Origin of the sequence: Catenuloplanes atrovinosus (assembly GCF_031458235.1) — a bacterium.
Lineage (GTDB): Bacteria > Actinomycetota > Actinomycetes > Mycobacteriales > Micromonosporaceae > Catenuloplanes > Catenuloplanes atrovinosus.
This window is the reverse complement of the sequence record NZ_JAVDYB010000001.1, coordinates 7859675-7883060: the sequence shown is the minus strand read 5'-3', so window position 1 is coordinate 7883060 and position 23386 is coordinate 7859675. Positions and strand designations below refer to the sequence as shown.

The following is a 23386-nucleotide window of genomic DNA, read 5'->3' as shown; positions in this document are numbered from 1 at the left end:
TGCACAGATGGGGATGATCAGCGACTGGCCGACCATGGCGGCGTGTCAGAACGGCGATCCCGACGCGCTCTTCGTTCAGGGGGCGGAGCAGAACGTGGCGAAGAGGATCTGCCGCGGCTGCCCGGTCCGTAACGAATGCCTGGCGGACGCGCTCGACAACCGCATCGAGTTCGGGGTGTGGGGAGGAATGACCGAGCGGGAACGGCGTGCGCTGCTGCGCCGGCACCCGCACGTGGCGAGTTGGCGGAAGATGTTCGAGGCAGCCCTGCGCGAGCAGGACAAGAGCCGCACCAACGTCCTGGTGCACGCCGGATAACGGGACTAGGCGAGCGCATCGCCGATACTTCGCAGCCCGTCGACGTCGTGGACGTCGGCGGGCTGCGCCATCACCACCACCGTCGGGACCGTGGGGAACGCGTCCGTGAACCGCGCCGCCACCCGCTGCTCGCGCGCCGCCTGCTCGGTCAGCGCCGCGTGGATGCGCAGCGCGTCCGCGGTGGCCGGGCTCTCCCCGGACGCGTCCAGCGCCTCCGCCGCGGCCAGGCTGTCCGCCGCGGAGAGCCCGTCCGCGTCCGGCGCGTGCATGCGGTTGAGCACCAGGCCGGCCAGCGGCATCCGGTCGTCGCGCAGCCGCTGCGCGAAGTAGGCCGCCTCCCGGATCGCGTCCGGCTCCGGCGCGGCCACCAGCAGGAACGACGTCTCCTTGGCCTGAAGGATTCGGTACGTCTGCTCGGCGCGCTGCCGGAACCCGCCGAACATCGAGTCCAGCGCGGCCACGAAACCGGACAGATCAGTCAGCAACTGCGCGCCGATCACCTTCTGCACCACCCGGGAGAACATCCCGAACGACGCGGTGACCAGGCTGAAGACGCTCTTGCCGCCGGCCTTTGCCGGTGCCAGCAGCAGCCGCAGCATCTTCCCGTCCAGGAACCGGGCCAGCCGGGCCGGCGCGTCCAGGAAGTCCAGCGCGGAGCGGGACGGCGGTGTGTCCACCACGATCAGGTCCCACTCGTCGCGGGCCCGCAACTGGCCCAGCTTCTCCATCGCCATGTACTCCTGCGTACCGGCGAAGGTCGAGCTCATGGCCGCGTAGAACGGGTTGGCGAAGATCTCCTGTGCGCGCTGCGGGTCGGTGTGGGTGAGCACCACGTCGTCGAACGTGCGCTTCATGTCCAGCATCATGGCGTGCAGCTCGCCGCCGGTGGCCTCGGTGTCGATGCCCTTGACCTGCCGTGGCGTGTTGTCCAGCTCGGAGAGGCCGAGCGACTGGGCCAGCCGCTTCGCCGGGTCGATGGTCAGCACCACCGTCCGGCGGCCGTGCCGCTCCGCCGCGCGCAGCGCCACCGCGGCCGCGGTCGTGGTCTTGCCGACGCCGCCCGCACCGCAGCACACGATGATGCGGGATTCCGGATCGGCGAGAATCGCGTCAACGTCGAGATCAGCTGGCACGAAACGAGCGTAACGGCCCGCGCTCAGCGCAGCAGGGTGTCGGCGAGCACGTCCAGCCCTTCGCGCGTCACCCCGCCCGGCAGCTGCGGCAGCTCGATCAGCGGCCGGTTCAGCTCGGCCAGTTCGGTGCGCAGCGAGTCCTCCAGCTCGCGCCGGGCCAGGTACGCCTTGGCCTCCGCGTGCAGCCCGGCCACGGTCGCGCGGTCCGCCGGCAGCCCGGCCGCGGCCAGCCCGCGCCGCAGCTCCGCCTGGGTCGGCCGGCCACCGGCCAGCAGCGGCGGGCGCGCGTTGTTGACGATCACCCTGCCCACCGGGATGCCGAGCTGGTCCAGCTCCACGATCGCGTCCAGCGTCTCCTGGACCGGCATCTCCTCCAGCAGCGTCACCACGTGCACCGCGGTCATCGGCGAGCGCAGCAGCGCGGCCACGCCGTCCGACTGCGTCTTGATCGGGCCGATCTTGGCGAGCCGCGCGGTCTCCGCGGTCACGTTCAGGAACCGGCCGATCCGGCCGGTCGGCGGCGCGTCCAGCACCACCGCGTGGTACGCCCGGCGCCCGTTCACCGACCGGGTGGTGGCCTCCTTGGCCTTGCCGGTGAGCAGCACGTCGCGCAGGCCGGGCGCGATGGCGGTGGCGAAGTCGATCGCGCCCACCTTGCGCAGCGCCCGGCCCGCGGCGCCGAGCTTGTAGAACATGTCCAGGTACTCCAGGAGCGCGGCCTCGGCGTCCACGGCCAGCGCGCGGACCTCGCCGCCGCCCGGCACCGTGGCGATCCGCCGCTCCTCGTACGGCAACGGGTCCAGGCCGAACAGCTGCGCGATGCCCTGCCGGCCCTCCACCTCGACCAGCAGCGTGCGGTTGCCGTCCCGAGCCAGCGCGAGCGCCAGCGCGGCGGCCACGCTCGTCTTGCCGGTGCCGCCCTTGCCGGTGACCACGTGGAGGCGCGCGGACCAGGACCCCGTCACATGCTCACCCCTTGACCTCGCAGACCCACCACCCATTGTTCTCCACGACCGTGAAGGTCAGCGCCTGGTCCGCCGTCTTCTCGTCCGCGGTGACCAGCGTCACCGTGGTGGTCACGGTGGCGGTCTCGCCGGTCTGGTCGGACACCTGCGGCGCGGTCCAGTCGAACTTCGGGTCCTCGTACTGCGCCGCGTACCCCTTGACCTCCTGGATCTTGGCGTCGATGTCCTCGCTGTCCCGGCTGTCCGAGCAGACGTACTGCCCGACCTCGCGCGTGTCCTGGTCCGCGTAGACCGCGGTGAGGAAGCTGTCGACCGCCTGCGCGGGCTCGGGCGCGCCGGTGCCGGACTCCACGGACCGCAGCAGCAGGAACGCGGCCAGGCCGCCGCCGCCGCAGAGCAGCACCACCACGGCCAGCACGATCGACGCGATCAGCACCGGGCGCCGCTTCTTCGCCGGCTTCGCAGGTGCCGGGCCGAAGCCCTCCTGCGCAGGGGCGGGAGCAGGACCGAAACCCTCCTGAGGGTACGAACCGTCTGGCGGGGTCGTCATCTCACTTCCTCCGGTCGGGTGCAGCGGGGGCGCTCTTCACCGGGCGTCAGGGACGCCGTCGGCCAGCGTAACCGGAGCGGTCATGCGGGGCTCGGCGACGCAGCCTCTAGGCTGTCGACCATGCAGAAGTGGGAGTACTCCACCGTGCCGCTGCTGACCCACGCCACCAAGCAGATCCTCGACAACTGGGGTGACGACGGCTGGGAGCTCGTCGCGGTCGTGCCGGGCCCGAACCCGGAGCAGCTCGTGGCCTATATGAAGCGCCCGAAGGAGTAACGATGACCGAGCCGATCCTGGGTCCGGTCGACCCGTACGCCAACCTCGCGCAGCTCGGCCTGACGCTGCCCGAGGTCGTGCCGCCGGTCGCCGCGTACGTGCCGGCCGTGCAGTCCGGCAATCACGTCTACGTCTCCGGTCAGCTGCCGTTCGTCGACGGGAAGCTGCCGGCCACCGGAAAGGTCGGCGCGGAGGTGTCCGCCGAGGACGCGGCACCGCTGGCCCGACAGTGCGCGCTGAACGCGCTCGGCGCGATCGAGGCGCTGGTCGGCCTCGGCCGGGTCGGCAAGATCGTCAAGGTGACCGGGTTCGTCGCGTCCGCACCGGGCTTCACCGGCCAGCCGGCCGTGATCAACGGTGCGTCCGAGCTGTTCGGCGCCGTGTTCGGGGAGACCGGCCGGCACGCCCGCAGCGCGGTCGGCGTGACCGAGCTACCGCTCGGCGCACCGGTCGAGGTCGAGGTCATCGTCGAGCTGACGGCCTGACCCGACCCGCGCCGTAGGATCGGTGTCATGAGTGGGCCGGGTCACGTGACCGCCTCCGCGGGAGAGCTCGCGGAGGCGTTGCCTCGTTGGGTGACGCTGCTGCGGGCGCCCAACCCCGGCCCCATGACCCTCGACGGTACGAACACGTGGCTGCTGCGCGCGCCCGGCGCCGAGCGCGGCCTGGTCGTGGACCCGGGTCCGGAGATCGCGGAGCACCTGGCCGCGATCGCGGAGCGGGCGCCGTTCACGGCCATCCTGATCACCCACGGCCACCCGGACCACGTCGAGGGCGCGCAGGCGCTCTCGTCCCGGCTGGGCGGCACACCCGTGCTGGCCGCGGACCCGCGGCACGGTCTGCCGTTCGACGGGCTCGCGCCGGACGGTCTCGACGTCGAGGTGCTGCGCACGCCCGGGCACACGCACGACTCGGTCAGCCTCGTGGCGGGCAGCGGCGACGAGCGGGTGGTGCTGACCGGCGACACGATCCTGGGCCGCGGCACCACCGTGGTCGCCTGGCCGGACGGGCACCTCGGTGACTACCTGGCGAGTCTGGAGCGGCTCTCGGCGTACCGTGGGATCGTCGCCCTTCCGGGCCATGGCCCGGCGCTGGCCGACACCGGCGCGGCCGCCGCGTTCTATCACGCGCACCGCGTCGCCCGCCTCGACCAGGTGCGTGACGCGGTCCGGGCCGGTGCCACCACCGCGCAGGAGGTGGTGGCGCACGTCTACGCGGACGTCGATCGCTCGCTGTGGTGGGCCGCCGAGTGGTCGGTGCGCGCCCAGCTCGACCACCTGCACTCGCTCGACCGGGAATTCCCCAGCGGATCCGCCGGGTTGGACCCACCGTGACGTGTCCGGTGTGTGGGACGGTGGCGGTTCCGAATGCCCGGTTCTGCCACAACTGTGGCGCAGCCCTCCCCGCCGCCGCCGAGACCGCCGCCGTCCTGCCGGCGGCGGAGCGCCGCGTCGTCACCGTCCTCTTCGGTGACCTCTCCGACTTCACCTCCTGGTCCGAGGAGGTCGACCCGGAGCGCGTCGGCGCGGTCACCGACCGGGTGATGGCCGCGCTGGCCGGCGCCGTGAAGACGTTCGGCGGGCACGTCGACAAGCTCACCGGCGACGGGATCATGGCGGTCTTCGGCGCGCCGGTCGCGCACGAGGACGACGCCGAGCGCGCGGTCCGTGCCGCGCTGTCCATGCAGCGCGCGGTCCGCCGCGTGCTGGACGACGAGCGCGGCGGCGGCGCACCGCTCGGCCTCCGCGTCGGGCTCAACACCGGCGAGGTGGTCGCCGGCATCCAGGCGTCCCTCGAGTACACGGTCATCGGCGACACCGTGAACACCGCGGCCCGGCTGGCGGACGCGTCCGCGATCGGCGCGGTCTACGCGGGCGAGACGACCATGACCGCGACCCGGCACATCGCCTCCTGGCGGCAGCTGCGCCCGCTCAAGCTGAAGGGCAAGCGGCAGCCGGTCCCCGCGTTCGAGCTGCTCGGCCTGCGCGACGCGCCCGGCACCCGGTCCGGCCTGGGCGACGAGGCGCCGTTCGTGGGCCGCGAGGCGGAGCTGGGCCGCGTCGCCAGCCGGCTCGCCGAGGTGATCGACCGCAGCGAGCCCGGCGTGCTGATCATGACGGCCGAGGCCGGGATCGGGAAGACCCGGTTCGGCGCGGAGGCGGAGCGGCTGGCCGCCGGCTTCGAGGGCACCGGCGGCGCCACCGTGCTGGCGGTCAAGTGCGCCGCGTTCGGCGAGCGACGCCGGCTGGCGCCCCTCGCCGACCTGGTCAGGTCCGCGATCGGCCTGCCGCACGAGCCGTTCACGGCCGCCACCCGGGCCGCGGTCGAGGAGCGGCTTCGCCGCGTCGCCCAGCGCCTGGCGAGGACGTCGCCGGACAAGCCGATCGCGGTGGACGCGCTGATGACGCTGCTCGGCTACGGCGACCCGCAGACCCCGACCGGCGCGCCGGACTGGTCGTCGCAGGACATCCCGGCGCCACCGGACGCGGAGGTGCTGCCGGCCGCGGTCTCCGTGCTGCTCAGCGGGCTCGCCGCGGAGGCGCCGCTGTTCGTGGTGGTGGACGACCTGCACGACGCGACGCCGGAGACGATAGAGGCGCTCGGCGTGACGCTCGGCCGGCTCACCGGCCCCGCGCTGGTGCTGCTGCTCGGCCGGCCCGAGCTGGTCCGGACCGCCGGGATCATGACCCGGATGTCCGAGGCCGAGGTGCACTCGCTGCCGCCGCTGCGCGGTGCGGACGCGTCCCGGCTGCTCACGTCGTACCTGAACGGCGGGAAGCTGCCGCCGGAGGACACCGACCGGCTGCTCGCCACCGCGCAGGGCAACCCGTTCTACCTGGCCGAGCTGGTCACGTTGCTGATGGAGCGCGGCGCGCTGAAGGCCGCGGTCGGCGCGAACGCGGCCGGCCGGTGGCGCCTCTCGGCCGGCTCGCTCGACCGGCAGCTCCTCTCCCGGGACCTCGCGGCCGTGCTGGCCGCGCGCATCGACGCGCTGCCCGCGGACGCGCGCGCGGTGCTGCGCGACGCCGCCGTGATCGGTGACGCGGTCGCCACGGCCACGCTCCAGGCGCTCTGCGGGCGGCACCCCGGCGACTTCGAGCGGGCCGTGGAGGAGTTGCTGCAGCGGCGCATGCTCACCCGTACCCGCGGGGGGTTCGCGTTCAGCACGCCGCTGATGCGTGAGGCCGCGTACGCCGGGATCGGCAAGGCGGACCTGGCCGAGCGGCACGCGTTCCTGGCCCGGTGGGCCGCGGCCGAGGAGGACGAGGTCGAGCCGCTGCTGTCCAGCGGGCTCGCCGGCCCCAGCGGCATGACCGAGGACGCCCGAGACCTGTTCATCGCGCACCACGTGGAGTCCGCGCTGCGGCTGGCGGACGCGGTCGGCCTGCGCACCGACTCGGACGTCCGCGAGGTGGTGCCGCTCGGCGTGGCCGCGCTCAGCCGGGCCACCCGCCGCGCGCACGCGATGGGCGAGCCCGGGCTGGCGGTCGACTACGCGGAGCGGGCCACCGCGCTCGCCGACGACGCGCTCTCCGACATCGACCAGCTCGTCCACGCGAACGCGCTGATGCAGAACGGCCGGATCACCGAGGCGCTGGACCTGGCGGAGAAGCTCAGCGCGAACGCGGGCGACGACACCGCCTGCCGGTCCGGCGCGCTGCTGATCGCCGGCCAGGCCCACCGGCTGCTCGGCGACGGCCACCGCGCGGCCGAGGCGTGGCAGGAGGCGCTGGCCGTGGCCACGGACGCGGGCCTGACCGCGGAGCGCGCGGAGGCGATGCGCCGGCTCGGCATGAACGACTTCTTCACCGGCCGGCTCAGCCAGGCCAGCAGCCGGTTCGCGGCCGCGTTCCAGGTGACCAAGGCCGCCGGCGACCGGCACGGGCAGGCGTGGTCGCTGCAGGACCTGGCCTGGGTGACCACCGCGCGCGGCGACTTCGCCGGCAGCGAGGCGGTGCTGGACCGGGCCACGAAGCTGTTCGCGGAGCTCGGCGACCCGGTCGGGCACGCGTGGGTGCGCGGCACCACCGCGTTCTCCCGGCTGCTCGCCGGCCAGCTCGGCGAGGCGCGACGGCTGGCCGGCTCGTTCCTGCCGTTCGGCGAGCGGCTGGGCGAGGCGTGGGCGGTCGGCACGCTGCGGGCGGTGGACGCGTTCGCGGCCGCGGAGCTCGGCGACCTGGTCGACGCGGACCACCAGGCGCGCGTGGCGTACCGGGACTTCAGCGAGATCTCCGACGACTGGGGCCGCGGGTTCGCGCTCTCCGTGCGCGGCGCGGTCGCGCGCGGCCTCGGCCAGTGGGAACACGCGCACGACCTGCTCACCGACGCGCTCGGCTACAGCCGGCGCACGTCGCACCCGCTGCTGCTCGGCATCGCCGGCACCATGCGCGGCTTCGTCCGGCTGCGGCTCGGCGACGTCCCCGGCGCGGAACGGGACGCGCAGTCCGTGCTGACCGCGGTGGAGCCGCACAACCCGCTCGCGCCGGCGCAGGTCGGTCCGCGCGTGCTGCTGGCCTCGGTGCGGCTCACCGCCGGCGACGCGCTCACCGCGGTGGGCCTGCTGGCGCCGATCGCGGCCGGGCGGGCGCCGTCACTGCTGTTCTCCCGGCGGGACGCGGTCGCCACCTACGCGCAGGCGCTGCTGGCCGAGCGGCAGTCGATGCAGGCGCTGGACTGGGCGCGGCGCGCGGTGGCGATGCCGGCCGAGGACGTGCGCAGCGGCGTCCGGTCGTACCGGGTGCTGGCCGCTGCGCTGGTGGCCAACGACGCGCCGGAGGAGGCGTGCCAGGCCGCGGCCGAGGCGGTCCGGCTCGCGTACGCCAGCGAGCAGGTCAGCGAGCGCGCCGAGGCGGACGCGATGTTCGACCGGCTGAAACCGGCCGATGATTTTCCGCTGGAACAACCGATAGCATGATCCGGCCATAGACCTTTGTGGAGGATCAGATGAGGCTGCCCAGGTCCATAGCCGGGTGGACGATGGCCGTCTTCGGCATTCTGGCGATCATCATGGGCGCGACCGGCCTGCTCCGGCCGGACGCGATGCTGACCGGCCTCGGCTTCGAGGTCGTCCCGGATGCTGAGCGGGCGGCCGGCGACTACACGCGCGTGTTCATCATGGCGTCGTCGATGGCCAGCTTCAACATGGGCATCTACTATCTGGTATCCGTCTATACCGAGTGGCGCGCGTTCTACCTCTTCACCGTGGTGTTCCGGCTGCTGACCTTCACGGTCTTCACGCTGCTGGTGGTCAGCGGCGAGGCGCCCGAGCGGTTCTTCGGCGTCGCCGCCTGGGAGGGCATCGGCGCGCTGGCGACCGGCATCGGCCTGTGGCTCGACCGGCGGCATCGCGTATTTTCTAATCCGTGACCGGCGACTCGGATCGGCCACCGCCGCCCTCGAACGGGTCAGGCGGCAATGAGCGCGTACCCGTCGTGCCCGGAATGACCGATCTGCGCAGGTTTGCCCGGGGCGGTTACGCCACGATCTACCGGGCCACGCAGATCTCCGTCGACCGCGAGGTCGCCATCAAGGTGGAGAACCGCGCGCTCGGCGACGACCGGGACCGTGCGCGCTTCCTCCGCGAGGCGCGCGCCGCCAGCCGCATGTCGTCCCACCCGCACGTCGTCGACCTCTTCGACGTCGGCGTGACCGCGGACGGGCATCCATATCTGATCATGGAGCTCTGCGACGGCTCGTACGCCAACCGCGGCCCGCTCCCCGCCGCCCAGGTCCGCTCCGTCGGCATCAAGATCGCCGACGCGCTGGCCGACGCCCACTCCGAGCAGGTCCTGCACCGCGACGTCAAGCCGGCCAACATCCTCTACTCCAAGTTCAACGAGGCCGTCCTCGCCGACTTCGGCCTCGCCGTGCTGGCCGAGATGCGCGACCCGAACGTGACGCTCGAGGTGCTCACGCCCGCATACGCGCCACCGGAGATGTTCCGCGCGTCCCGCCCCTCCGCCGCCGTCGACGTCTACGCGCTCTGCGCCACGCTCTACGCCATGCTGCGCGGCAAGCCCCCGCGGTGGAAGGACGACCGCAACCCCAGCCTGCTCACCATCATGGACATGTTCAACCAGCCCATCCCGGACCTGCCGAACGTGCCCACCGAACTCACCGCCGTCCTCCGCCGCGGCATGGCCAACGAGCCCGGCTCCCGCCCCACCGCCGAACAACTGCGCGACATGCTCTACCACGTCCGCCTCCCCGGCGCCGCCCCCAACCCCTTCCCCAACCCCCACCCCGACACCCACCACGCACCGGCCAACCGCCCCCCACGCCAGCCCGGCCGCGTCTACCACGGCGACACGTACACCCCACCCCGCCCACCCCATGCCGACCCGCACCCCACGGTCCCGAACCCGGGCTTCCGCAGCTGGTTCCGCCGCCTCATGGGCTCTTAAAACCGCTTTTCCCGCTTCCGGCGTGGCCCGACCCGCATGCTCCCGCGGGCCAACCTCGCGGCGCCTCCGCCGCCGCTCCGGCGCCCCGTCGGAGCCGGTCCCGCCGCCGCTCACCGAAACCCCGCGAGCCCCGCACCGGGTCACCCGCGCCTCGCGGCTTCGGCAGATCGTCACCCCTCCGCGGCGCAGAGCCACACCGACCATGGCGGGCACGCGCTTCTCCGCGCGGCACTCGACGCCGCCGGAGAGCGGCTACACCGTGATGACGAGCTTGCCGCGTGCCGGGATGCGGCCCCGCTCGAGGTCGGTCAGAGCGGGGACGGCGTCCGCGAGCGGCACCGTGCGCGCGATCGGCAACCGGAGTGCCCCGGTTTCCGCGGCTCGCGCGACCGCCTCCAGGTCCTCCGGAACCGCCTGCGCGATCATGACCTGGAAACCGCCCGGCAGGTAGCTGCGCAGGAACTTCGCCGGCGTCGGGACGATATCGATCACGCGCCCGCCCGGCTTCAGCATCGTCCGGGCCGCTCCGCCCGGCAGCGTGCCGGCCGTGTCCAGGATGAGATCGAACCGTCCCTTGAGGGGCGCCGGGTCGAAGTCGAAGTCCACGATCGGGCCGACCCCCAGTGCCCGCGCCTCCGGCGCCGTACCGGTGCGGCAGCTGCCACCCACCACGGCACCCCGCGCGAGCGCGATCTGGCAGGCGGACCGCCCGACCCCGCCCAGGCAGCCATGCACGAAGACCGCGTGTCCCGCCCGAATCCGCCCTTTGCCGATCAGCGCCTGGAACGCGGTCACGGCCGGCGTCGGGAGCGCGGCGGCGTCCTCGAACGACAGGCCGGCCGGCTTCCCCGCCACCGCCTTTTCCTCGGCCAGGACCAGTTCGGCGAACGCCCCGGCCGCCCGCAACGGCGCGCCACCGAGTACCTCGTCGCCGACCCGGAGCCGGGTGACGCCCGCACCGACGGCCTCGACGACGCCGGCGAAGTCGTGCCCGATGCCGCGCGGGAACTCCCGGCCGGTCATCGACCGCAGGGCACCGCTACGGATCTTCCAGTCCATCGGGTTGGCCGCCGCGGCCCGCACCCGGACCAGGACCTCGCCGGGGCCCGGCCGCGCCGGGGTGAAGTCCTCGAGCCGCAGGACCTCCGGCCCGCCGTACTGGTGGTACTGAACGCGCTTCAACCGGACCTCCACGAACGTGACGTCATGAGGTGACATCACGCACGCTAGCACGGTCATGTCACCGAATAACATGGCCGGTACGTCACCTAGACTCGCGGCATGGGACGGTGGGAGCCGGGAGCCGACAGCCGGCTGCGCGAGGCGGCGATCGAGCTGTTCCTGGAGCGCGGCTTCGAGCAGACGATGGTGGCCGACATCGCCGAGCGCGCCGGCGTCACCGCGCGCACCTTCTTTCGGCACTTCGCCGACAAGCGCGAGGTGATCTTCCAGGGCGCGGCCGACCTGGAGGAGTGGTCGCTGGCCGCGCTGGAGAAGGCGCCGGCCACGGCGTCCGCGCTGGAGACGGTCGAGGTCGCGCTGGACGCCACGGCACGGCTGCTCGGCGGCGACCACGGCTTCGCCCGGAAGCGGCAGGCGATCATCGAGTCCAGCGCCGAGCTGCGGGAACGCGAGCTGATCAAGCTCAACTCGCTGTCCGCCCGGCTGGAGGAGGCGCTACGGCGGCGCGGCTTCGGCGACCTGGACGCGAGCCTGGCCGCCGCCACCGGCATCGCCGTCTACCGCGTGGCCTTCGAGCGCTGGGCCGGCGCGGCCGAGGACGGCGACCTCCGCGAGGTCATCCGCGACACGATGATCCACCTGAGGGCGCTGACCGCCGCCGAGTGATCTCACCGGGCCGGGAGGAAAACGGCGGAACACGGCTTGACGAGGGCGGTCTCTCCGCGAGACTGGACAAATGGTCAAGACCCTGCGTCCACAGAGCTACAACGAGGTGTTCTACGTCGGGCACTACTTCCGCGAGGGGTACGCGGTCGTGATGGACCTGACCAGCCTCACCGACGAAGAGGCCACGCCGCTGGTCGACTTCGCGGCGGGCCTGATCGTCGGGCGGGGTGGCGAGATGGAGCGCCTCGCCACCAAGATCTTCCTGTTGCGCCCACCCGGGATGACCGAGGCGGACCTGCCGGACTACCCGGTCCTCACGCCACAGCCGATGTCTCACGGCGGGCTGTGAAAGCGAGGGCTGTGAAAGCGAGGGCTGTGGACGCGGGGGCGGTGACGGCGCGGGCTATGACGGCTGCGCCGGGAACAGCCCGGTCTCGGCCTGGCCGCACGCGCGCTGTGCCGCCCGCCAGTGACCGTCCAGGTCCTGCGCGACCGTGACCACCTTCTGCGCGTACTCCGTACGCTGAGCGGCCGTTATGGTCTTGACCTCCTCGTTCAGCCGGAGCATGGTCTCCACGTCCGTGGTCAGCCCGTTGACCGCGACCTTCAGGTCGGTGTCCACCACGAGCAGGGCCGTGAACCGGCGGGTGGCGTCGATCTCGTCGCGCAACTGCTGCGCGCTCTGCTCCCGCTCGGCCTCGGTCGCGACGGTCCGCGTCGTCTGCACTGCGGGCGTGCCGGCGGTGGTGGCCGTGGTGGTCTGTGCCGGGGTGGAGGCGGCGACCGCCTCGCACACCCTGGTCCGGGCGAACTCGTTCGCGCCGAACACGGCGCCGAAGCCCACCATCACCAGGGCCACGGCGCCGACCGCGACCGGGCCCTTCCACGAGCGGGTGGGCGGCGGCGCCCACATCGCCTGAGGTGCGGCGCCGTATCCGCCCCGCCCGGGGGCGTAGTAGGCGTTGGTCAGCTCTTCGTAGGGGTTCGCCGGGGGAGCGCCGGGCGGCTGCTCGGTCGTCATACGCCTGGTCACAATCGTCTGGGGGGACGGGGCACGCCACACATCGGCGTCCCGTCCACGACCCTTAGAACTCCCGGCGTGCAACCCGGGAAAGGGTACGGATCACAGCCGCACCGGCATCAGGATCGCGAAGGAGCCGCGCCCGCGCAGGGCCAGCGGCATGATCGGCCCGTCCAGTTCCAGCGTGAGCTGTCCGGGCCCGCCCGCGTCCAGCGCCGCGAGCAGGAACTCGCGGTTGACCGCCACCCGGTGCGGCCGATCCGGCGAGCCGACCTCGAGCGCGCCGGCCTCGCTCACGGTCAGCACCAGCACGGACGCGTCCTCGCGCGCCACCGTGGGCGCGGCCGCCACGTCCCGGCGGAGCGCGCCCGCGTCCACGGTGATCCGCAGCGGCTCCCCGGCCCGCGCCGTGAGCGCCCGGCGGTAGTCCGGGAACTCGCCCGGCACCGGTACGCCGCTCAGCTCGTGATCACCGGCCGACACCGCGATCGTCTCCGCCGCCACCGAGACGGTGACCGGGCCGCCGGCGCCGAGCAGCGGGACCAGCGCGTCCACCAGCGGCAACGGCGCGACCACGCCCACGTCCGGCCCGCCCAGGTCGACCACCGGCACGTCCGCGATCGCCATCCGGTACCGGTCGGTGGCGACCAGCCGCAGCGCGCCGTCCAGGATCTCGACGAACACGCCGCCGAGCACGGGCAGGCCGGGGTCGGTGCCGGCGGCGTAGCGGACGGCCGCCAGCGCGTCGCGCAGCACCTCGGCGGAGACGGTCAGCACGGTCATCACGCCTCCCTCGGACGGGTCGTCACCGTCGATCAGCCGGTGGATCCGGGACAGCTCGCGCCGCGCCGAGGCCAGGCCGTCCTCCAGGCGGCGCTGGTGCGCGTCGAGCATCGCGTGCAGCGCCGGCCGGTCGTCCAGCCGGGCGAGCATCGCGGTGATCCCGGGCAGCGGCATGCCGACCCGGCGCAGGCCGGCGACCAGGCGCGCGGCCGGGACCTGGCCGGCCGCGTACCGCCGGTAGCCGTTGCGCGGGTCGACGGACGCGGGCACCAGCACACCCGCGCCGTCGTAGAAACGCAGCGCGCTGATGGTCAGGCCGGTGGCCCGCGCCATCTCGCCGATGGTGCGCAGTTCGTCGCTCTCCACGCCGGAGACCCTCCGCCCTCGACCGGGTGGAGGGTCAAGCCACGCAGAACTCGTTGCCCTCCGGGTCGGCCATGGTGACCCAGGAGTGCGGGCCCTGCTGCCCGCGCCAGAGGAACGTGGCGCCGCGCGCGGAGAGCCGCTCCACCTCGGCCGCCCGCTTCTCGTCGCCGACGCGCACGTCGAGGTGGACGCGGTTCTTCACGGTCTTCGCCTCGGGGGCGGTCTGGAACAGCACGCGCCGGTCGTCGGACGGGTGCCGGATGGCCGCGCCCGAGGCCCACACCAGCGCACCGCGGTGCGTCGTGGTCTCGGCCTCGGTCGCGTACCCCTGATCGATCATGGATTTGATGAAGGCCGCGTCCTGCGGCTCGACGGTCCAGCCGAGCGTCTCCGCCCACCAGTCGGCCTGGGCGTGCGGGTCCGCGCTGTCGATCGTCACCTGGAAGTCGTAGGCCATACCCCGGATCGTAGGGCGGCCCCCCGACAGTTCACGCCTCCTCCGTCCGTACCGGCTGCTCGGTGAGCAGCGTGAACTTGAACTCCGTGGTCTGCGAGTCGGGGTCGTCCTCCGGGGTCACCGTGTACGACTCGACCCGCACGCCGAGGCCGAGCGTGTCCGCGGCCGTCAGCGCCTCGGTCAGCTCCTGCACGGTGTGGAAGTAGGCGGTGTAGATCTCGCCGGGCTCGGCGCTCTCTTCGAGGACAGCTTCGGTGGTCATGTCGGCCGAGCCTAGATCGGGAGCGGGCCGCGCGCCCGGCAACGACGCGGCCCACACCCCTAAAGAGCGAGCCAGACCGTGGTGTCCGGCGGCAGCAGCCCGTCGTCGAGCGGCCCGCTGGCGAGCAGCACCGCGGAGCCGGCCGGCAGCGCCACCGCGGCCGGGGACAGGTTGGCGACGCAGCCGAAGCCCGGGTCACGGCGGAACGCCAGCACGTCCGGCGCCGAGTCCATCCAGGTCAGCGGCGAGGACGGCAGCGTACGGCGCAGCCGCAGCGCGGACCGGTAGAGCGACAGCATCGACGCCGGGTCGGCCCGCTGCACCGCCACGGTCCGGTCCTTCCACGCACGCGGCTGCGGCAGCCACGGCGTCCCGGTGCCGAAGCCGAACGGCGGCTCCTCGCCCGACCACGGCAGCGGCACCCGGCATCCGTCGCGGCCCGGGTCGCGGTGCCCGGAGCGGTGCCACATCGGGTCCTGCCGCAGCGCCGGCGGGATGTCCTCGACCTCCTCCAGGCCCAGTTCCTCGCCCTGGTAGACGTAGGCGGCGCCGGGCAGCGCGAGGCTGAGCAGCGCGGCGGCCCGCGCGCGGACCGTGCCGAGCCGCAGGTCGGTGGGGATGCCCTCGCGCTTGGCGGCGAAGCTGAACCCGGTCTCGGCGCGGCCGTACCGGGTGACCGGCCGGGTCACGTCGTGGTTGGAGAGCACCCAGGTGGCGACCGCGCCGAGCGGCTCGTGCACGCGGATCGTCTCGTCGATGATCTCGCGCAGCCGGGCGGGGTCCCACGGGCTGCACAGGAACTCAAGGTTGAACGCGGAGTGCATCTCGTCCGCGCGCAGATAGCGGGCGAACCGGTCGGGGTCCGGCAGCCACACCTCGCCGATCAGCGTGCGGTCGCCACCGTACGAGTCGATCAGGCGCCGCCAGGACCGGTAGATCTCGTGCACGCCGTCGAGGTCGTGGAACGGGTGCGGACGGTCCGGCGCCACCGGGGGCAGCGCCGGGTCCTTGACCAGCAACGCGGCCGAGTCCACGCGGAACCCGTCCACCCCGCGTTCCAGCCAGAACCGCAGGATGTCCAGGTGCTCCTCCCGTACCCGCGGATGGTTCCAGTTCAGATCGGGCTGGGCCGCGTCGAAGAGGTGCAGGTACCAGGCACCGTCCGGGGTCTGCGACCAGGTCGGCCCGCCGAACTCGCCCTCCCAGTCGGTGGGCCGGTCGGGGCCGGACCGGAACCAGAACAGCTCCCGCTCCGGCGCGTCCGGCGAGGCCAGCGCCGCCTGGAACCACGGGTGCGCGGACGACACGTGGTTCGGCACGATGTCGATGATGACCCGGATGCCGCGCTCGTGCGCCTCCGCGATCAGTTGCTCGGCCTCGGCCAGCGTGCCGAAGATCGGCTCGATGTTCCGGTAGTCGGCGACGTCGTAGCCGGCGTCGGCCTGCGGCGACGGGTACCAGGGGCTGAACCAGATCGCGTCCACGCCCAGGTCGACGAGGTGATCCAGGCGGGCTCGCACGCCCGCCAGGTCACCGATGCCGTCGCCGTTGCCGTCCGCGAAGCTGCGCGGGTAGATCTGGTAGATCACCGCGTCGCACCACCATGGCGAATTGCTCACGTTCACACCTTTCAACCCTTCATCGCGCCGGCCGAGAGGCCCCCGATGATGCTGCGCTGGAAGATCAGGAAGATCACGATCATCGGGATACTGGCGATCACCAGGCCCGCGAGCATCATGTTCAGCGGCACCTGGCTGGTCAGGGACAGCCGGGACAGCGCCACGCTGAGCGTCTGCGCGGCCGGCTCCGGCAGCACCAGCAGCGGCCAGAGGAAGTCCTTCCAGATGCCGATGATGGCGAAGATCGAGACCACGCCGAGCACCGGCCGGGACAGCGGCAGCACCACCGACCAGAGCACGCGCAGCCGGCCCGCGCCGTCGATCGCGGCCGCGTCCAGCAGGTCGTTCGGGATCTGGTCGAAGAACCGCTTGAGCACGTAGATGTTGAACGCGTTCGCCACCGCGGGCAGCCACAGCGCCCACGGCGTGTTCAGCAGGTTCACGCCGAGCAGCGGCACGTCCGCCACGGTCAGGTAGGCCGGGATCAGCAGCGCGGACGCGGGCAGCATCAGGCTGGCCAGCATGCCGCCGAGGATCACGTTGCCCAGCACCGGGCGCAGCTTGGACAGCGCGTAGGCCACCGCCACGTCCAGGACCAGCACGAACAGCCAGCCGCCGAACGCGTAGAACACCGTGTTGCCGAAGTAGCGCGCGATGTCCATCCGATTCCAGGCGTCCGCATAGGACTCCGGCCGGAAGCGCTCCGGAATGAGCGTCGGGGTCGGCTGGGCCAGCTCCACCGGGGATTTCAGCGCGCCGGTCACCATCCAGTAGACCGGGAAGAGGAACGCCAGCGTGAACGCGATCGTCACCGCGCCGAGCACCGCGAGATAGAGCGCGCGGTGGCGGCGGATCTCCGTCTCCGAGATCAGCGTGCGCATCAGGACTCCTGGCTTCGGGTGAGCCGCAGATAGACGGCGGAGAACGCGGCCAGCACCACGAACAGCGTCACGCTCATCGCGGCGGCCAGGCCGAAGTCGTTGTTCACCGTGAACGCGTACCGGTAGATCAGCACCATCACCGTGATGGTGTCCGGATTCGTGGTGCCGGTCAGCTGATAGGGCTCGATGAACACCTGCATGGTCGCGATGACCTGCAACAGCAGCAGCACCAGCATCAGAAAGCGCAGCTGCGGAATGGTGACGTGCCGCAGCCGCTGCCAGACCGACGCGCCGTCCAGTTCCGCCGCCTCGTAGAGCTCGCCCGGAATGCTCTGCAGACCCGCGAGGTACATCAGCGTGGCGCCGCCCAGGTTCGCCCAGGTCGAGACCAGGACCAGGGAGAACAGCGCCGTGCCGGAACTCTGTGTCCACTGTGAGGTGGGCAGCCCGACCGCGGACAGCACGGTGTTGAACAGGCCGTTGCCCGGGTCGTAGAAATAGCGCCAGAGCAGCACCACCACGATCGGCGGCAGCATCACCGGCAGGTAGACCGCGACCCGGAAGAACCCCTTCAGGTGCCGCAGCTCGTTCATCAGAATCGCCAGGAACAGCGGCACCAGATAACCGAACACCAGCGCGATCCCGCTGAAGACCAGCGTGTTCCGCCACGCGGTCCAGAACAGCGGATCCTCGAACAGCGCGACGTAGTTCTCCGTGCCCACCCAATAGGGATCGGTCACGAAGTTGACCTGCTGGAAGCTCAGCATGATGCCGCGGATCAGCGGGTACCAGGAGAACAGCGCGAAACACGCGAGCCCGCCCGCCATGAACGCGTAGGCCAGCAGATTGTCGCCGATCACCCGCCGCAGACGCCCGCTTCGCGGCCGCTCTCGCGGACCGGGCGGGGTCCGTGGCGGCGTGCGTGTTCCGGCCGACAGGACCGCCATCGTGGTCACCTTTCTCCAAAGCATGCAGCGGTACGAAGGGGGCGCGGGACGGCTCTCGCGCGAGGTGACCGGCGTCCTCGGCCGCCGTGCGCCGCCCCGCCCCGCGGGCGGCGGGGCCGCCGGTGTCCCGGCGGCCCCTCGTCGTCACCTGACCGATGCCAGGATCTGGTTGACCTGCTTCTCCGCGTCCGCCAGGAGCTGGTCCACATTCGCGTCGCGCTCGGTCAGCACCTTCTGCATGGCCACGTCCAGCACCGCGTAGATCTGCTGCGCGTTCGGCGGCTCCAGCTTCACCGGGATGCTCGGCATCGCGGCCTTGAACGGCGCGTAGTTCTCCTGCGGCACGTTGGCGTACTTGGCGTCCGCGGCGGCCTGGAGCTGCGCGGCATCACCGGTGAAGATCGCCGGCTCGGGCAGGCCGATCGGGATCTTGTTGTCCGCGGACCACTTGTTCTCCGCCTCGAACCGCTCCGCGCTGGTGAACCAGAACGTCAGCCACTTCAGCCCGGCCTTGATCTTCGCGGGCGAGGCCTTGGCGTTGAACATGTAGCCCTCGCCACCGCCGAGCGTGCCCGCGCCGCCCGGGATCGGGCCGAGGCCGTACGTCTCGTACTTCCCCTGGTACTGGTTGACGATGGTGGGGATGTTGTCGGCGGTCGCCACGTACATGCCGAGCTTGCCCGAGCCCATCAGCTGGAGCAGGTCCGACCACTCCAGCAGCTGCCGCTCGCCCATCGAGTTGTCCGTCCAGCGCATGTCCTTGAGCTGCTGCAGGACCTGCTTACCCTGCGCGCTGTTGAACGCGGCCTTCCACGTACCGCCGTCGTTGACCGCCACCTCGCCGCCGAGCGAGTAGATCTCCGCGGTGAAGTGCCAGCCGCCGGTGTTGCTCTTCGAGTACTCGCCGTAGCCCACGTGCCCATCGCCGAGCGCGGTGATCTTCTTGGCCGCCTCGCGCACCTCGGCCCAGGTCCTCGGCGGGTTGGCCGGGTCGAGCCCGGCCTTGGTGAACAGCTCCCGGTTGTAGAGCAGGCCCATCGAGTAGTTCTTGTACGGCAGGCCGTAGACGCCGCCCTTGTCGTCCTGGAAGACGCGCAGCACCTCCGGCTTGATCTGCTGCGTCACCGGGAAGTCGGCCAGGTACTCGCTGACGTCCGCGACCTGACGCTTGGCGATCAGGTTCGCCGGATCGGTGAAGTAGACGTAGAAGACGTCCTCGAGCTGGCCGCCGGCGAGCTTCGCCGCGAACGTCTGCGGGTCCATCTTGCCCTCGCGGGGCTCGAGGTCGATGTCGGGATTCAGCTTCTCGAACTCGGCCACGTTGTCGAGGAAGCGCTGGTGGTTGGCGGCCTCGGTGGCCGGCGGCAGGCCATTGATCACCAGGGTGACCCTGCCGCCCTCCTCCGTGTCGTCAGCGCCGGAGCCGCACGCGGCGGTTCCGAATCCGAGCCCGACGACCAGCAGGAGCCCGAGAATCGTCCGCGTCCGAGGTGTGCCCATGGGAACGGACCCCTTCCTGGGGTGAAGTCAGTCAAAGTGGTGGTGCCGTCACGCCGTGTTTCGTGCCGATGACGATACAAACACCAACCTGTGACCGCAAGAACTGTACAACATCAAGAAAGTTTGTGACTTCACCGTGCTCGGCGCGCGAAAAGGCCCACGGTCCGTCGACCGTGGGCCTTTCGTCCGGCTTTGTGGTTACTCGCGCGGCGCGGGCGCGGTCGAGCTCCGCACCACCAGCTCCGGCTCGAACAGCAGCTCGTCCGCCGCGATCTCGGCACCGTCGATCTGCTGCACCAGCAACTCCACCGCGGACTGCCCCATCGCCTCGATCGGCTGCCGGACCGTGGTCAGCGGCGGGTCCACGCTGTTCATCAGCGCGGAGTCGTCGTACCCGACCACGGACACGTCCTGCGGCACGCGCAGCCCCAGCCGCCGCACCGCCCGGACCGCGCCCAGCGCCAGCACGTCACTCGCGCAGAGGATGCCGGTGACGCCCTGCCTCACCAACTTCGCCGCGGCGGCCCGCCCACCCTCGGTGGAGAACCCGGACCGCTCCACGTCCAGCCGCACCCCGCCACCGTGCGCCGCCACCGCGGACTCCGCCGCGGCCAGCTTCCGCCGGGACGGCACGTGGTCCGCGGGCCCGAGCAGCGCGCCGATCCGGGTGTGCCCCAGCGAGACCAGGTGCGCGAAGCCCTGCTCGACCGCCTCCGCGTCGTCCGTGGACACCAGCGGGAAGCCCAGCCCGTCCACCCCCGCGTTGACCAGCACGGCCGGCAGCCCACGGTCGGTCAGCTTCCGGTAGTGCTCGTGCGAGGCATCCGCCATCGCGTAGTTGCCGCCGGCGAAGATGATGCCGGAGACCTGGTGCTCCAGCAGCATGTCCAGGAACTCGACCTCGGAGACGCCGCCGATCGTGCGCGCGCACAGCACCGGCGAGAACCCGCGCTGCACCAGCGCGCCGGTCACCGCCTCGGCCAGCGCCGGGAATATCGGGTTCTGCAGCTCGGGCAGGACCAGGCCGACCAGCCGGGCACGCTCGCCGCGCAGCTTCGTCGGCCGCTCGTAGCCGAGCACGTCCAGCGCGGTCAGCACGGCGGTGCGGGTCGCCTCGGAGACCCCCTCCCGCCCGTTCAGCACGCGGCTGACGGTGGCCTCGCTGACGCCGGCCTTCTTCGCCACCTCGGTCAGTCGTCTTGTCACGCCCGCAATCCTACGTGCGCCAGGATGCAAGAACCGAACCGATAAGTGCCGTACGACCGAAAGCCGACGTCAGCAAGCCGCAAAATTAATCAAGCGCCTTGACGGCCTCATGGATCGCCCGGTGGAACGTCGGGTACGCGTAGATCATGTGGCGCAGCCGCTGCACCGGCACCTCGCCGTGCACCGCCACGGCCAGCCCGCTCAGCACCTCGCCGCCGGTCACGCCCGCGGACGTGGCACCGACCAGCACGCCGCGGTCCACGTCCTCGACCACCTTGATCACGCCGGCGTTCCCCGGGCCGTGGATGTAGCCGCGCGACGACGCGGACACGTCCGTCACCCCGACCCGCACGTTCAGCCCGCGGTCGCGCGCCTGACGCTCGGTCAGCCCCACCGCGCCGACCTCCGGGTCCGTGAACGTCACCCGCGGCAGCGCCCGGTAGTCGGCGCCCGGCCCGCCCTGGCCCAGGATGTCCCGCACCACGATGTCCGCCTGGTACATCGCCATGTGCGTGAACCCGCCCTTGCCGGTCACGTCCCCGATCGCCCACACGTTCTCGCCGGCCCGCAGCCGGTCGTCGACCTCGATGAACCGGCCGGACGCGTCCACGCCGGCCTCCTCCAGGCCCAGCTCACCCAGCTCCGCCCGCCGGCCCAGCGCCACCAGCAGCTTCACGCCGGACACCTCGGAGCCGTCGGACAGGCCCACCACGAACCCGGCCCCGTCGTACCGGACGCGCTCCGCCCGTACCCCCGTGTGGATCTCGACGTTGTCGGCCCGCAGGGCCGTCGCCACCACCTCGGAGGCCTCCGGCTCCTCGGCCGCCAGCACCCGGTCCGCGCCCTCCACCAGCGTCACCTGCACGCCGAAGCGCGCGAAGACCTGGGCGAACTCGACGCCGATCGCGCCGCCACCCAGGATCACCAGCGACGGCGGAAGCTGCTCGACCTCGATCGCCTCCCGGTTCGTCCAGAACGGCGTGCCGGCCAGCCCCTCGATCGGCGGCACCACCGGCGCGGTGCCGGTCGCCACCACGATGCCCCGGCGCGCCACGAACTCGGTGGAGCCCACGCGCACCCGGCCCGGCCCCACGATCTGCGCCCGGCCGCGCTCGAACCGCCCGCCCTTGCCCGTGAAGCGGTCCACCGCCACCTTGTCGTTCCAGGTGTCGGTCGCCTCCTCGCGGATCCGCTTCGCCACCGGTGCCCAGTCCGCCGTGACCGTCGACCGGCCCGCGAGCTGCGCCACCCGGCGCGCCTCGACCAGCGCGTTCCCCGCGCGGATCATCATCTTCGTCGGAATACACCCGTAGTACGGGCACTCGCCGCCCACCAGCCGGCTCTCGATGCCGACCACGCTGAGTCCGGCAGCGGCCAGCCGGCCACCCGCCTCCTCACCGCCGACACCGAGCCCGACAACGACCACATCGACCTGCTCCGGCTGCCCCATGCCCGTCAGCATGCCACTCGTGATCGCCCGCCGCGTTGTAGCGTTCCCCACCGTGATCCCTCTGCACGGCCGGACCCTGGACGCGTTCGCCCCGATGCGCGCCGCGTTCGCCGAGTCACTCGCCTCCGGCGAGGAGACCGGCGCCGCCCTCACCGTCATCCACGACGGCGCCGTCGCCGTCGAGCTGTGCGGCGGCTGGCGGGACGCCGACCGCCGCGTGCCCTGGACGCCGGACACGCTCGTCGGCGTCTACTCGGTGGGCAAGCCGGTGGCCGCGCTCTGCGTGCTGCTGCTGGTCGCGCGCGGCCGCCTGGGGCTGGACGATCCGGTGGCGCTCCACTGGCCCGCCTTCGGCGAGGCCGGAAAGGCCGCCATCACGGTACGCCAGCTGCTGAACCACACGGCCGGGCTGGTCGAGTTCCCCGCCGCACCGGCCGGCCGCCCGCTCACCGCCGCGGACCTGGCCGACTGGGACCTGCTCACCTCCGCGCTGGCCGCCGCGCCACCCGCCTGGGAGCCCGGCACCGTGGCCGGCGAGTTCGCGCTGACCTACGGACACCCGCTCGGCGAACTCGTCCGGCGCGTCGACGGCCGCACGATCGGCACCTTCCTGCGGGAGGAGATCGCCGTACCGTGGGACCTGGATCTAGCCTTCGGCCTCTCCCCCGACCAGATCGCGCGCTGCGCCGACCTGATCCCCGCCTGGTCCTCCGACCCGATCGGCGAGCCCGGCAGCTGGCGTCACCGTGCCCTGGCCACCCCGCCCGGCGTCACCTCCGCCGACGTCATCAACGGCCCGCTGTGGCGCGAGACCGAGATCCCCGCCGTCAACCTGCACAGCACCGCGACCGCCCTGGCCCGCCTCTACACCCACCTCCTCGCCGGCGACCTGCTGCCGTCGCCGCTGCTCACCACCGCCTCCTACCAGGGCCACGACCTGGTCCTGGACCGCGACGTCACCTGGACCCTCGGCATGCAACTGGAACCGGACGGCAGCTGGGGCATGGGCGGCATCGGAGGCAGTTGCGCCTTCGCCGACCCATCCCGCGACTACGCATTCGCCTACACCACCCACCACCTGTCCGACTCCCCTCGCGTCGACCACCTCGTCGACATCCTCAACACGATCGTCTGACCCCGCCGGCCCCCGCCGATCCGGTTCGTCTCATACGCCGACGACGGCTACGCCGAGCGCATCCGGCTTCGGCCGTACGGCGCGGCCGAGGTCATCATCGATCCTCGCTTCGGATTCGGCCAGCCGGTGTTCGCCGCCAGCAAGATCCGCGCCGAGACGATCGCCGAGCTGTCCTACGAGGGCGGCGAGTCCATCGACGACATCGCCGACGAATACAACCTCCAGCACAGCTGAGGTCGAAACCGTGCTCAGGGTGATGGCACGGCG

Annotated in this window: 25 protein-coding genes; 11 read left to right on the top strand and 14 right to left on the bottom strand. The window is 72.3% G+C overall.

The window, feature by feature from the left end; all coding sequences use genetic code 11:
• The first annotated feature begins 7 nt into the window (after positions 1–7).
• Positions 8–316, top strand: coding sequence for a WhiB family transcriptional regulator (locus J2S41_RS35165; RefSeq protein WP_306836035.1), 309 nt, complete (start codon positions 8–10; stop codon positions 314–316).
• 5 nt (positions 317–321) lie between these two features.
• Here the strand turns inward: J2S41_RS35165 and bagB are convergent, their stop codons facing one another.
• Genes bagB through J2S41_RS35150 form a run of 3 tightly spaced genes read right to left on the bottom strand, consistent with a single transcriptional unit; the run spans position 322 to position 2964 of the window.
• Positions 322–1476 carry an ArsA family ATPase gene (gene bagB, locus J2S41_RS35160; RefSeq protein WP_310376759.1) on the bottom strand — a complete coding sequence of 385 codons (1155 nt, stop codon included), beginning with the start codon at positions 1474–1476 and terminating at the stop codon, positions 322–324.
• Positions 1473–2450, bottom strand: coding sequence for an ATPase BagA (bagA, locus tag J2S41_RS35155; RefSeq protein ID WP_310374527.1), 978 nt, complete (start codon positions 2448–2450; stop codon positions 1473–1475). Before bagA ends, bagB begins: the two co-directional genes overlap by 4 nt.
• On the bottom strand, positions 2419–2964 hold the full coding sequence (locus J2S41_RS35150) for an Rv0361 family membrane protein (RefSeq protein ID WP_310374526.1): 546 nt from the start codon (positions 2962–2964) through the stop codon (positions 2419–2421). Before J2S41_RS35150 ends, bagA begins: the two co-directional genes overlap by 32 nt.
• A gap of 120 nt (positions 2965–3084) precedes the next feature.
• Here J2S41_RS35150 and sp36 point away from each other — a divergent pair, with 120 nt between their 5' ends.
• The 6 genes from sp36 (at position 3085) to J2S41_RS35120 (ending at position 9644) form a co-directional block, all read left to right on the top strand.
• Positions 3085–3240, top strand: coding sequence for a Sp36 family protein (sp36, locus tag J2S41_RS35145; protein ID WP_310374524.1), 156 nt, complete (start codon positions 3085–3087; stop codon positions 3238–3240).
• Positions 3241–3242: 2 nt separating this feature from the next.
• Positions 3243–3725 carry a RidA family protein gene (locus J2S41_RS35140; RefSeq protein WP_310374522.1) on the top strand — a complete coding sequence of 161 codons (483 nt, stop codon included), beginning with the start codon at positions 3243–3245 and terminating at the stop codon, positions 3723–3725.
• Positions 3726–3752: 27 nt separating this feature from the next.
• The gene (locus J2S41_RS35135; RefSeq protein ID WP_310374520.1) at positions 3753–4574 is read left to right on the top strand and encodes an MBL fold metallo-hydrolase; all 822 of its coding nucleotides are present in this window, start codon (positions 3753–3755) and stop codon (positions 4572–4574) included.
• Positions 4571–8155, top strand: a complete 3585-nt coding sequence (locus tag J2S41_RS35130) for an adenylate/guanylate cyclase domain-containing protein (RefSeq protein ID WP_310374519.1) — start codon at positions 4571–4573, stop codon at positions 8153–8155. Before J2S41_RS35135 ends, J2S41_RS35130 begins: the two co-directional genes overlap by 4 nt.
• Before the next feature lie 29 nt (positions 8156–8184).
• A complete protein-coding gene (locus J2S41_RS35125) occupies positions 8185–8607 on the top strand; it encodes a hypothetical protein (protein WP_310374518.1) in 423 nt (140 codons plus the stop codon).
• 74 nt (positions 8608–8681) lie between these two features.
• Positions 8682–9644, top strand: coding sequence for a serine/threonine-protein kinase (locus tag J2S41_RS35120; RefSeq protein ID WP_310374517.1), 963 nt, complete (start codon positions 8682–8684; stop codon positions 9642–9644).
• A 252-nt stretch (positions 9645–9896) separates the two neighbouring features.
• Here the strand turns inward: J2S41_RS35120 and J2S41_RS35115 are convergent, their stop codons facing one another.
• Entirely contained in the window at positions 9897–10883 is a 987-nt protein-coding gene (locus J2S41_RS35115; protein WP_310374516.1) for an NADP-dependent oxidoreductase, read from the bottom strand.
• 42 nt (positions 10884–10925) lie between these two features.
• On the opposite strand from J2S41_RS35115, the gene J2S41_RS35110 reads away from it, so the two are divergent.
• Complete coding sequence (locus J2S41_RS35110; protein WP_310374515.1) at positions 10926–11492, top strand: TetR/AcrR family transcriptional regulator; 567 nt, start codon at positions 10926–10928, stop codon at positions 11490–11492.
• Between the two features lie 70 nt (positions 11493–11562).
• Positions 11563–11841, top strand: a complete 279-nt coding sequence (locus tag J2S41_RS35105) for a cell division protein SepF (protein WP_310374513.1) — start codon at positions 11563–11565, stop codon at positions 11839–11841.
• A gap of 54 nt (positions 11842–11895) precedes the next feature.
• Here J2S41_RS35105 and J2S41_RS35100 read toward each other — a convergent pair whose 3' ends face one another.
• The 10 genes from J2S41_RS35100 to J2S41_RS35055 all read right to left on the bottom strand — a co-directional run bounded on the left by J2S41_RS35100 (position 11896) and on the right by J2S41_RS35055 (position 21984).
• Positions 11896–12513, bottom strand: a complete 618-nt coding sequence (locus tag J2S41_RS35100; RefSeq protein WP_310374511.1) for a hypothetical protein — start codon at positions 12511–12513, stop codon at positions 11896–11898.
• A gap of 102 nt (positions 12514–12615) precedes the next feature.
• The gene (locus J2S41_RS35095) at positions 12616–13647 is read right to left on the bottom strand and encodes a DNA polymerase III subunit beta family protein (protein WP_310376757.1); all 1032 of its coding nucleotides are present in this window, start codon (positions 13645–13647) and stop codon (positions 12616–12618) included.
• A gap of 49 nt (positions 13648–13696) precedes the next feature.
• Complete coding sequence (locus J2S41_RS35090) at positions 13697–14119, bottom strand: VOC family protein (RefSeq protein ID WP_310374509.1); 423 nt, start codon at positions 14117–14119, stop codon at positions 13697–13699.
• A gap of 31 nt (positions 14120–14150) precedes the next feature.
• The gene (locus J2S41_RS35085) at positions 14151–14381 is read right to left on the bottom strand and encodes a hypothetical protein (RefSeq protein ID WP_310374508.1); all 231 of its coding nucleotides are present in this window, start codon (positions 14379–14381) and stop codon (positions 14151–14153) included.
• Positions 14382–14440: 59 nt separating this feature from the next.
• A complete protein-coding gene (locus J2S41_RS35080) occupies positions 14441–16006 on the bottom strand; it encodes a glycoside hydrolase family 13 protein (protein ID WP_310374506.1) in 1566 nt (521 codons plus the stop codon).
• A 5-nt stretch (positions 16007–16011) separates the two neighbouring features.
• Positions 16012–16881 carry a carbohydrate ABC transporter permease gene (locus J2S41_RS35075; RefSeq protein ID WP_310374505.1) on the bottom strand — a complete coding sequence of 290 codons (870 nt, stop codon included), beginning with the start codon at positions 16879–16881 and terminating at the stop codon, positions 16012–16014.
• Complete coding sequence (locus J2S41_RS35070; protein ID WP_310374503.1) at positions 16881–17741, bottom strand: carbohydrate ABC transporter permease; 861 nt, start codon at positions 17739–17741, stop codon at positions 16881–16883. Before J2S41_RS35070 ends, J2S41_RS35075 begins: the two co-directional genes overlap by 1 nt.
• Before the next feature lie 231 nt (positions 17742–17972).
• Positions 17973–19328: an ABC transporter substrate-binding protein gene (locus tag J2S41_RS35065; RefSeq protein WP_310374502.1), complete on the bottom strand. Its 1356-nt coding sequence runs from the start codon at positions 19326–19328 to the stop codon at positions 17973–17975.
• Positions 19329–19526: 198 nt separating this feature from the next.
• A complete protein-coding gene (locus tag J2S41_RS35060) occupies positions 19527–20534 on the bottom strand; it encodes a LacI family DNA-binding transcriptional regulator (RefSeq protein WP_374728208.1) in 1008 nt (335 codons plus the stop codon).
• An 85-nt stretch (positions 20535–20619) separates the two neighbouring features.
• Positions 20620–21984 carry a dihydrolipoyl dehydrogenase family protein gene (locus J2S41_RS35055; protein WP_310374500.1) on the bottom strand — a complete coding sequence of 455 codons (1365 nt, stop codon included), beginning with the start codon at positions 21982–21984 and terminating at the stop codon, positions 20620–20622.
• Positions 21985–22036: 52 nt separating this feature from the next.
• Here J2S41_RS35055 and J2S41_RS35050 point away from each other — a divergent pair, with 52 nt between their 5' ends.
• Together J2S41_RS35050 and J2S41_RS35045 are read left to right on the top strand one after the other, a co-directional pair.
• Complete coding sequence (locus tag J2S41_RS35050; protein WP_310374497.1) at positions 22037–23119, top strand: serine hydrolase domain-containing protein; 1083 nt, start codon at positions 22037–22039, stop codon at positions 23117–23119.
• Positions 23120–23137: 18 nt separating this feature from the next.
• Positions 23138–23353 (top strand): DUF433 domain-containing protein, encoded by a 216-nt coding sequence (locus J2S41_RS35045; RefSeq protein WP_310376752.1) that lies wholly within the window; start codon positions 23138–23140, stop codon positions 23351–23353.
• Positions 23354–23386: the final 33 nt, after the last annotated feature.

What these genes read in the sequence shown, in the direction of transcription:
- J2S41_RS35165 (WP_306836035.1), top strand. Translation starts at nt 8, where the DNA reads ATGGGGATGATCAGCGACTGGCCGACCATGGCGGCGTGTCAGAACGGC.
- bagA (WP_310374527.1), bottom strand. Translation starts at nt 2,450, where the DNA reads ATGGGTGGTGGGTCTGCGAGGTCAAGGGGTGAGCATGTGACGGGGTCC.
- J2S41_RS35150 (WP_310374526.1), bottom strand. Translation starts at nt 2,964, where the DNA reads ATGACGACCCCGCCAGACGGTTCGTACCCTCAGGAGGGTTTCGGTCCT.
- sp36 (WP_310374524.1), top strand. Translation starts at nt 3,085, where the DNA reads ATGCAGAAGTGGGAGTACTCCACCGTGCCGCTGCTGACCCACGCCACC.
- J2S41_RS35140 (WP_310374522.1), top strand. Translation starts at nt 3,243, where the DNA reads ATGACCGAGCCGATCCTGGGTCCGGTCGACCCGTACGCCAACCTCGCG.
- J2S41_RS35135 (WP_310374520.1), top strand. Translation starts at nt 3,753, where the DNA reads ATGAGTGGGCCGGGTCACGTGACCGCCTCCGCGGGAGAGCTCGCGGAG.
- J2S41_RS35125 (WP_310374518.1), top strand. Translation starts at nt 8,185, where the DNA reads ATGAGGCTGCCCAGGTCCATAGCCGGGTGGACGATGGCCGTCTTCGGC.
- J2S41_RS35120 (WP_310374517.1), top strand. Translation starts at nt 8,682, where the DNA reads ATGACCGATCTGCGCAGGTTTGCCCGGGGCGGTTACGCCACGATCTAC.
- J2S41_RS35115 (WP_310374516.1), bottom strand. Translation starts at nt 10,883, where the DNA reads ATGACCGTGCTAGCGTGCGTGATGTCACCTCATGACGTCACGTTCGTG.
- J2S41_RS35110 (WP_310374515.1), top strand. Translation starts at nt 10,926, where the DNA reads ATGGGACGGTGGGAGCCGGGAGCCGACAGCCGGCTGCGCGAGGCGGCG.
- J2S41_RS35105 (WP_310374513.1), top strand. Translation starts at nt 11,563, where the DNA reads ATGGTCAAGACCCTGCGTCCACAGAGCTACAACGAGGTGTTCTACGTC.
- J2S41_RS35100 (WP_310374511.1), bottom strand. Translation starts at nt 12,513, where the DNA reads ATGACGACCGAGCAGCCGCCCGGCGCTCCCCCGGCGAACCCCTACGAA.
- J2S41_RS35090 (WP_310374509.1), bottom strand. Translation starts at nt 14,119, where the DNA reads ATGGCCTACGACTTCCAGGTGACGATCGACAGCGCGGACCCGCACGCC.
- J2S41_RS35085 (WP_310374508.1), bottom strand. Translation starts at nt 14,381, where the DNA reads ATGACCACCGAAGCTGTCCTCGAAGAGAGCGCCGAGCCCGGCGAGATC.
- J2S41_RS35075 (WP_310374505.1), bottom strand. Translation starts at nt 16,881, where the DNA reads ATGCGCACGCTGATCTCGGAGACGGAGATCCGCCGCCACCGCGCGCTC.
- J2S41_RS35065 (WP_310374502.1), bottom strand. Translation starts at nt 19,328, where the DNA reads ATGGGCACACCTCGGACGCGGACGATTCTCGGGCTCCTGCTGGTCGTC.
- J2S41_RS35055 (WP_310374500.1), bottom strand. Translation starts at nt 21,984, where the DNA reads ATGGGGCAGCCGGAGCAGGTCGATGTGGTCGTTGTCGGGCTCGGTGTC.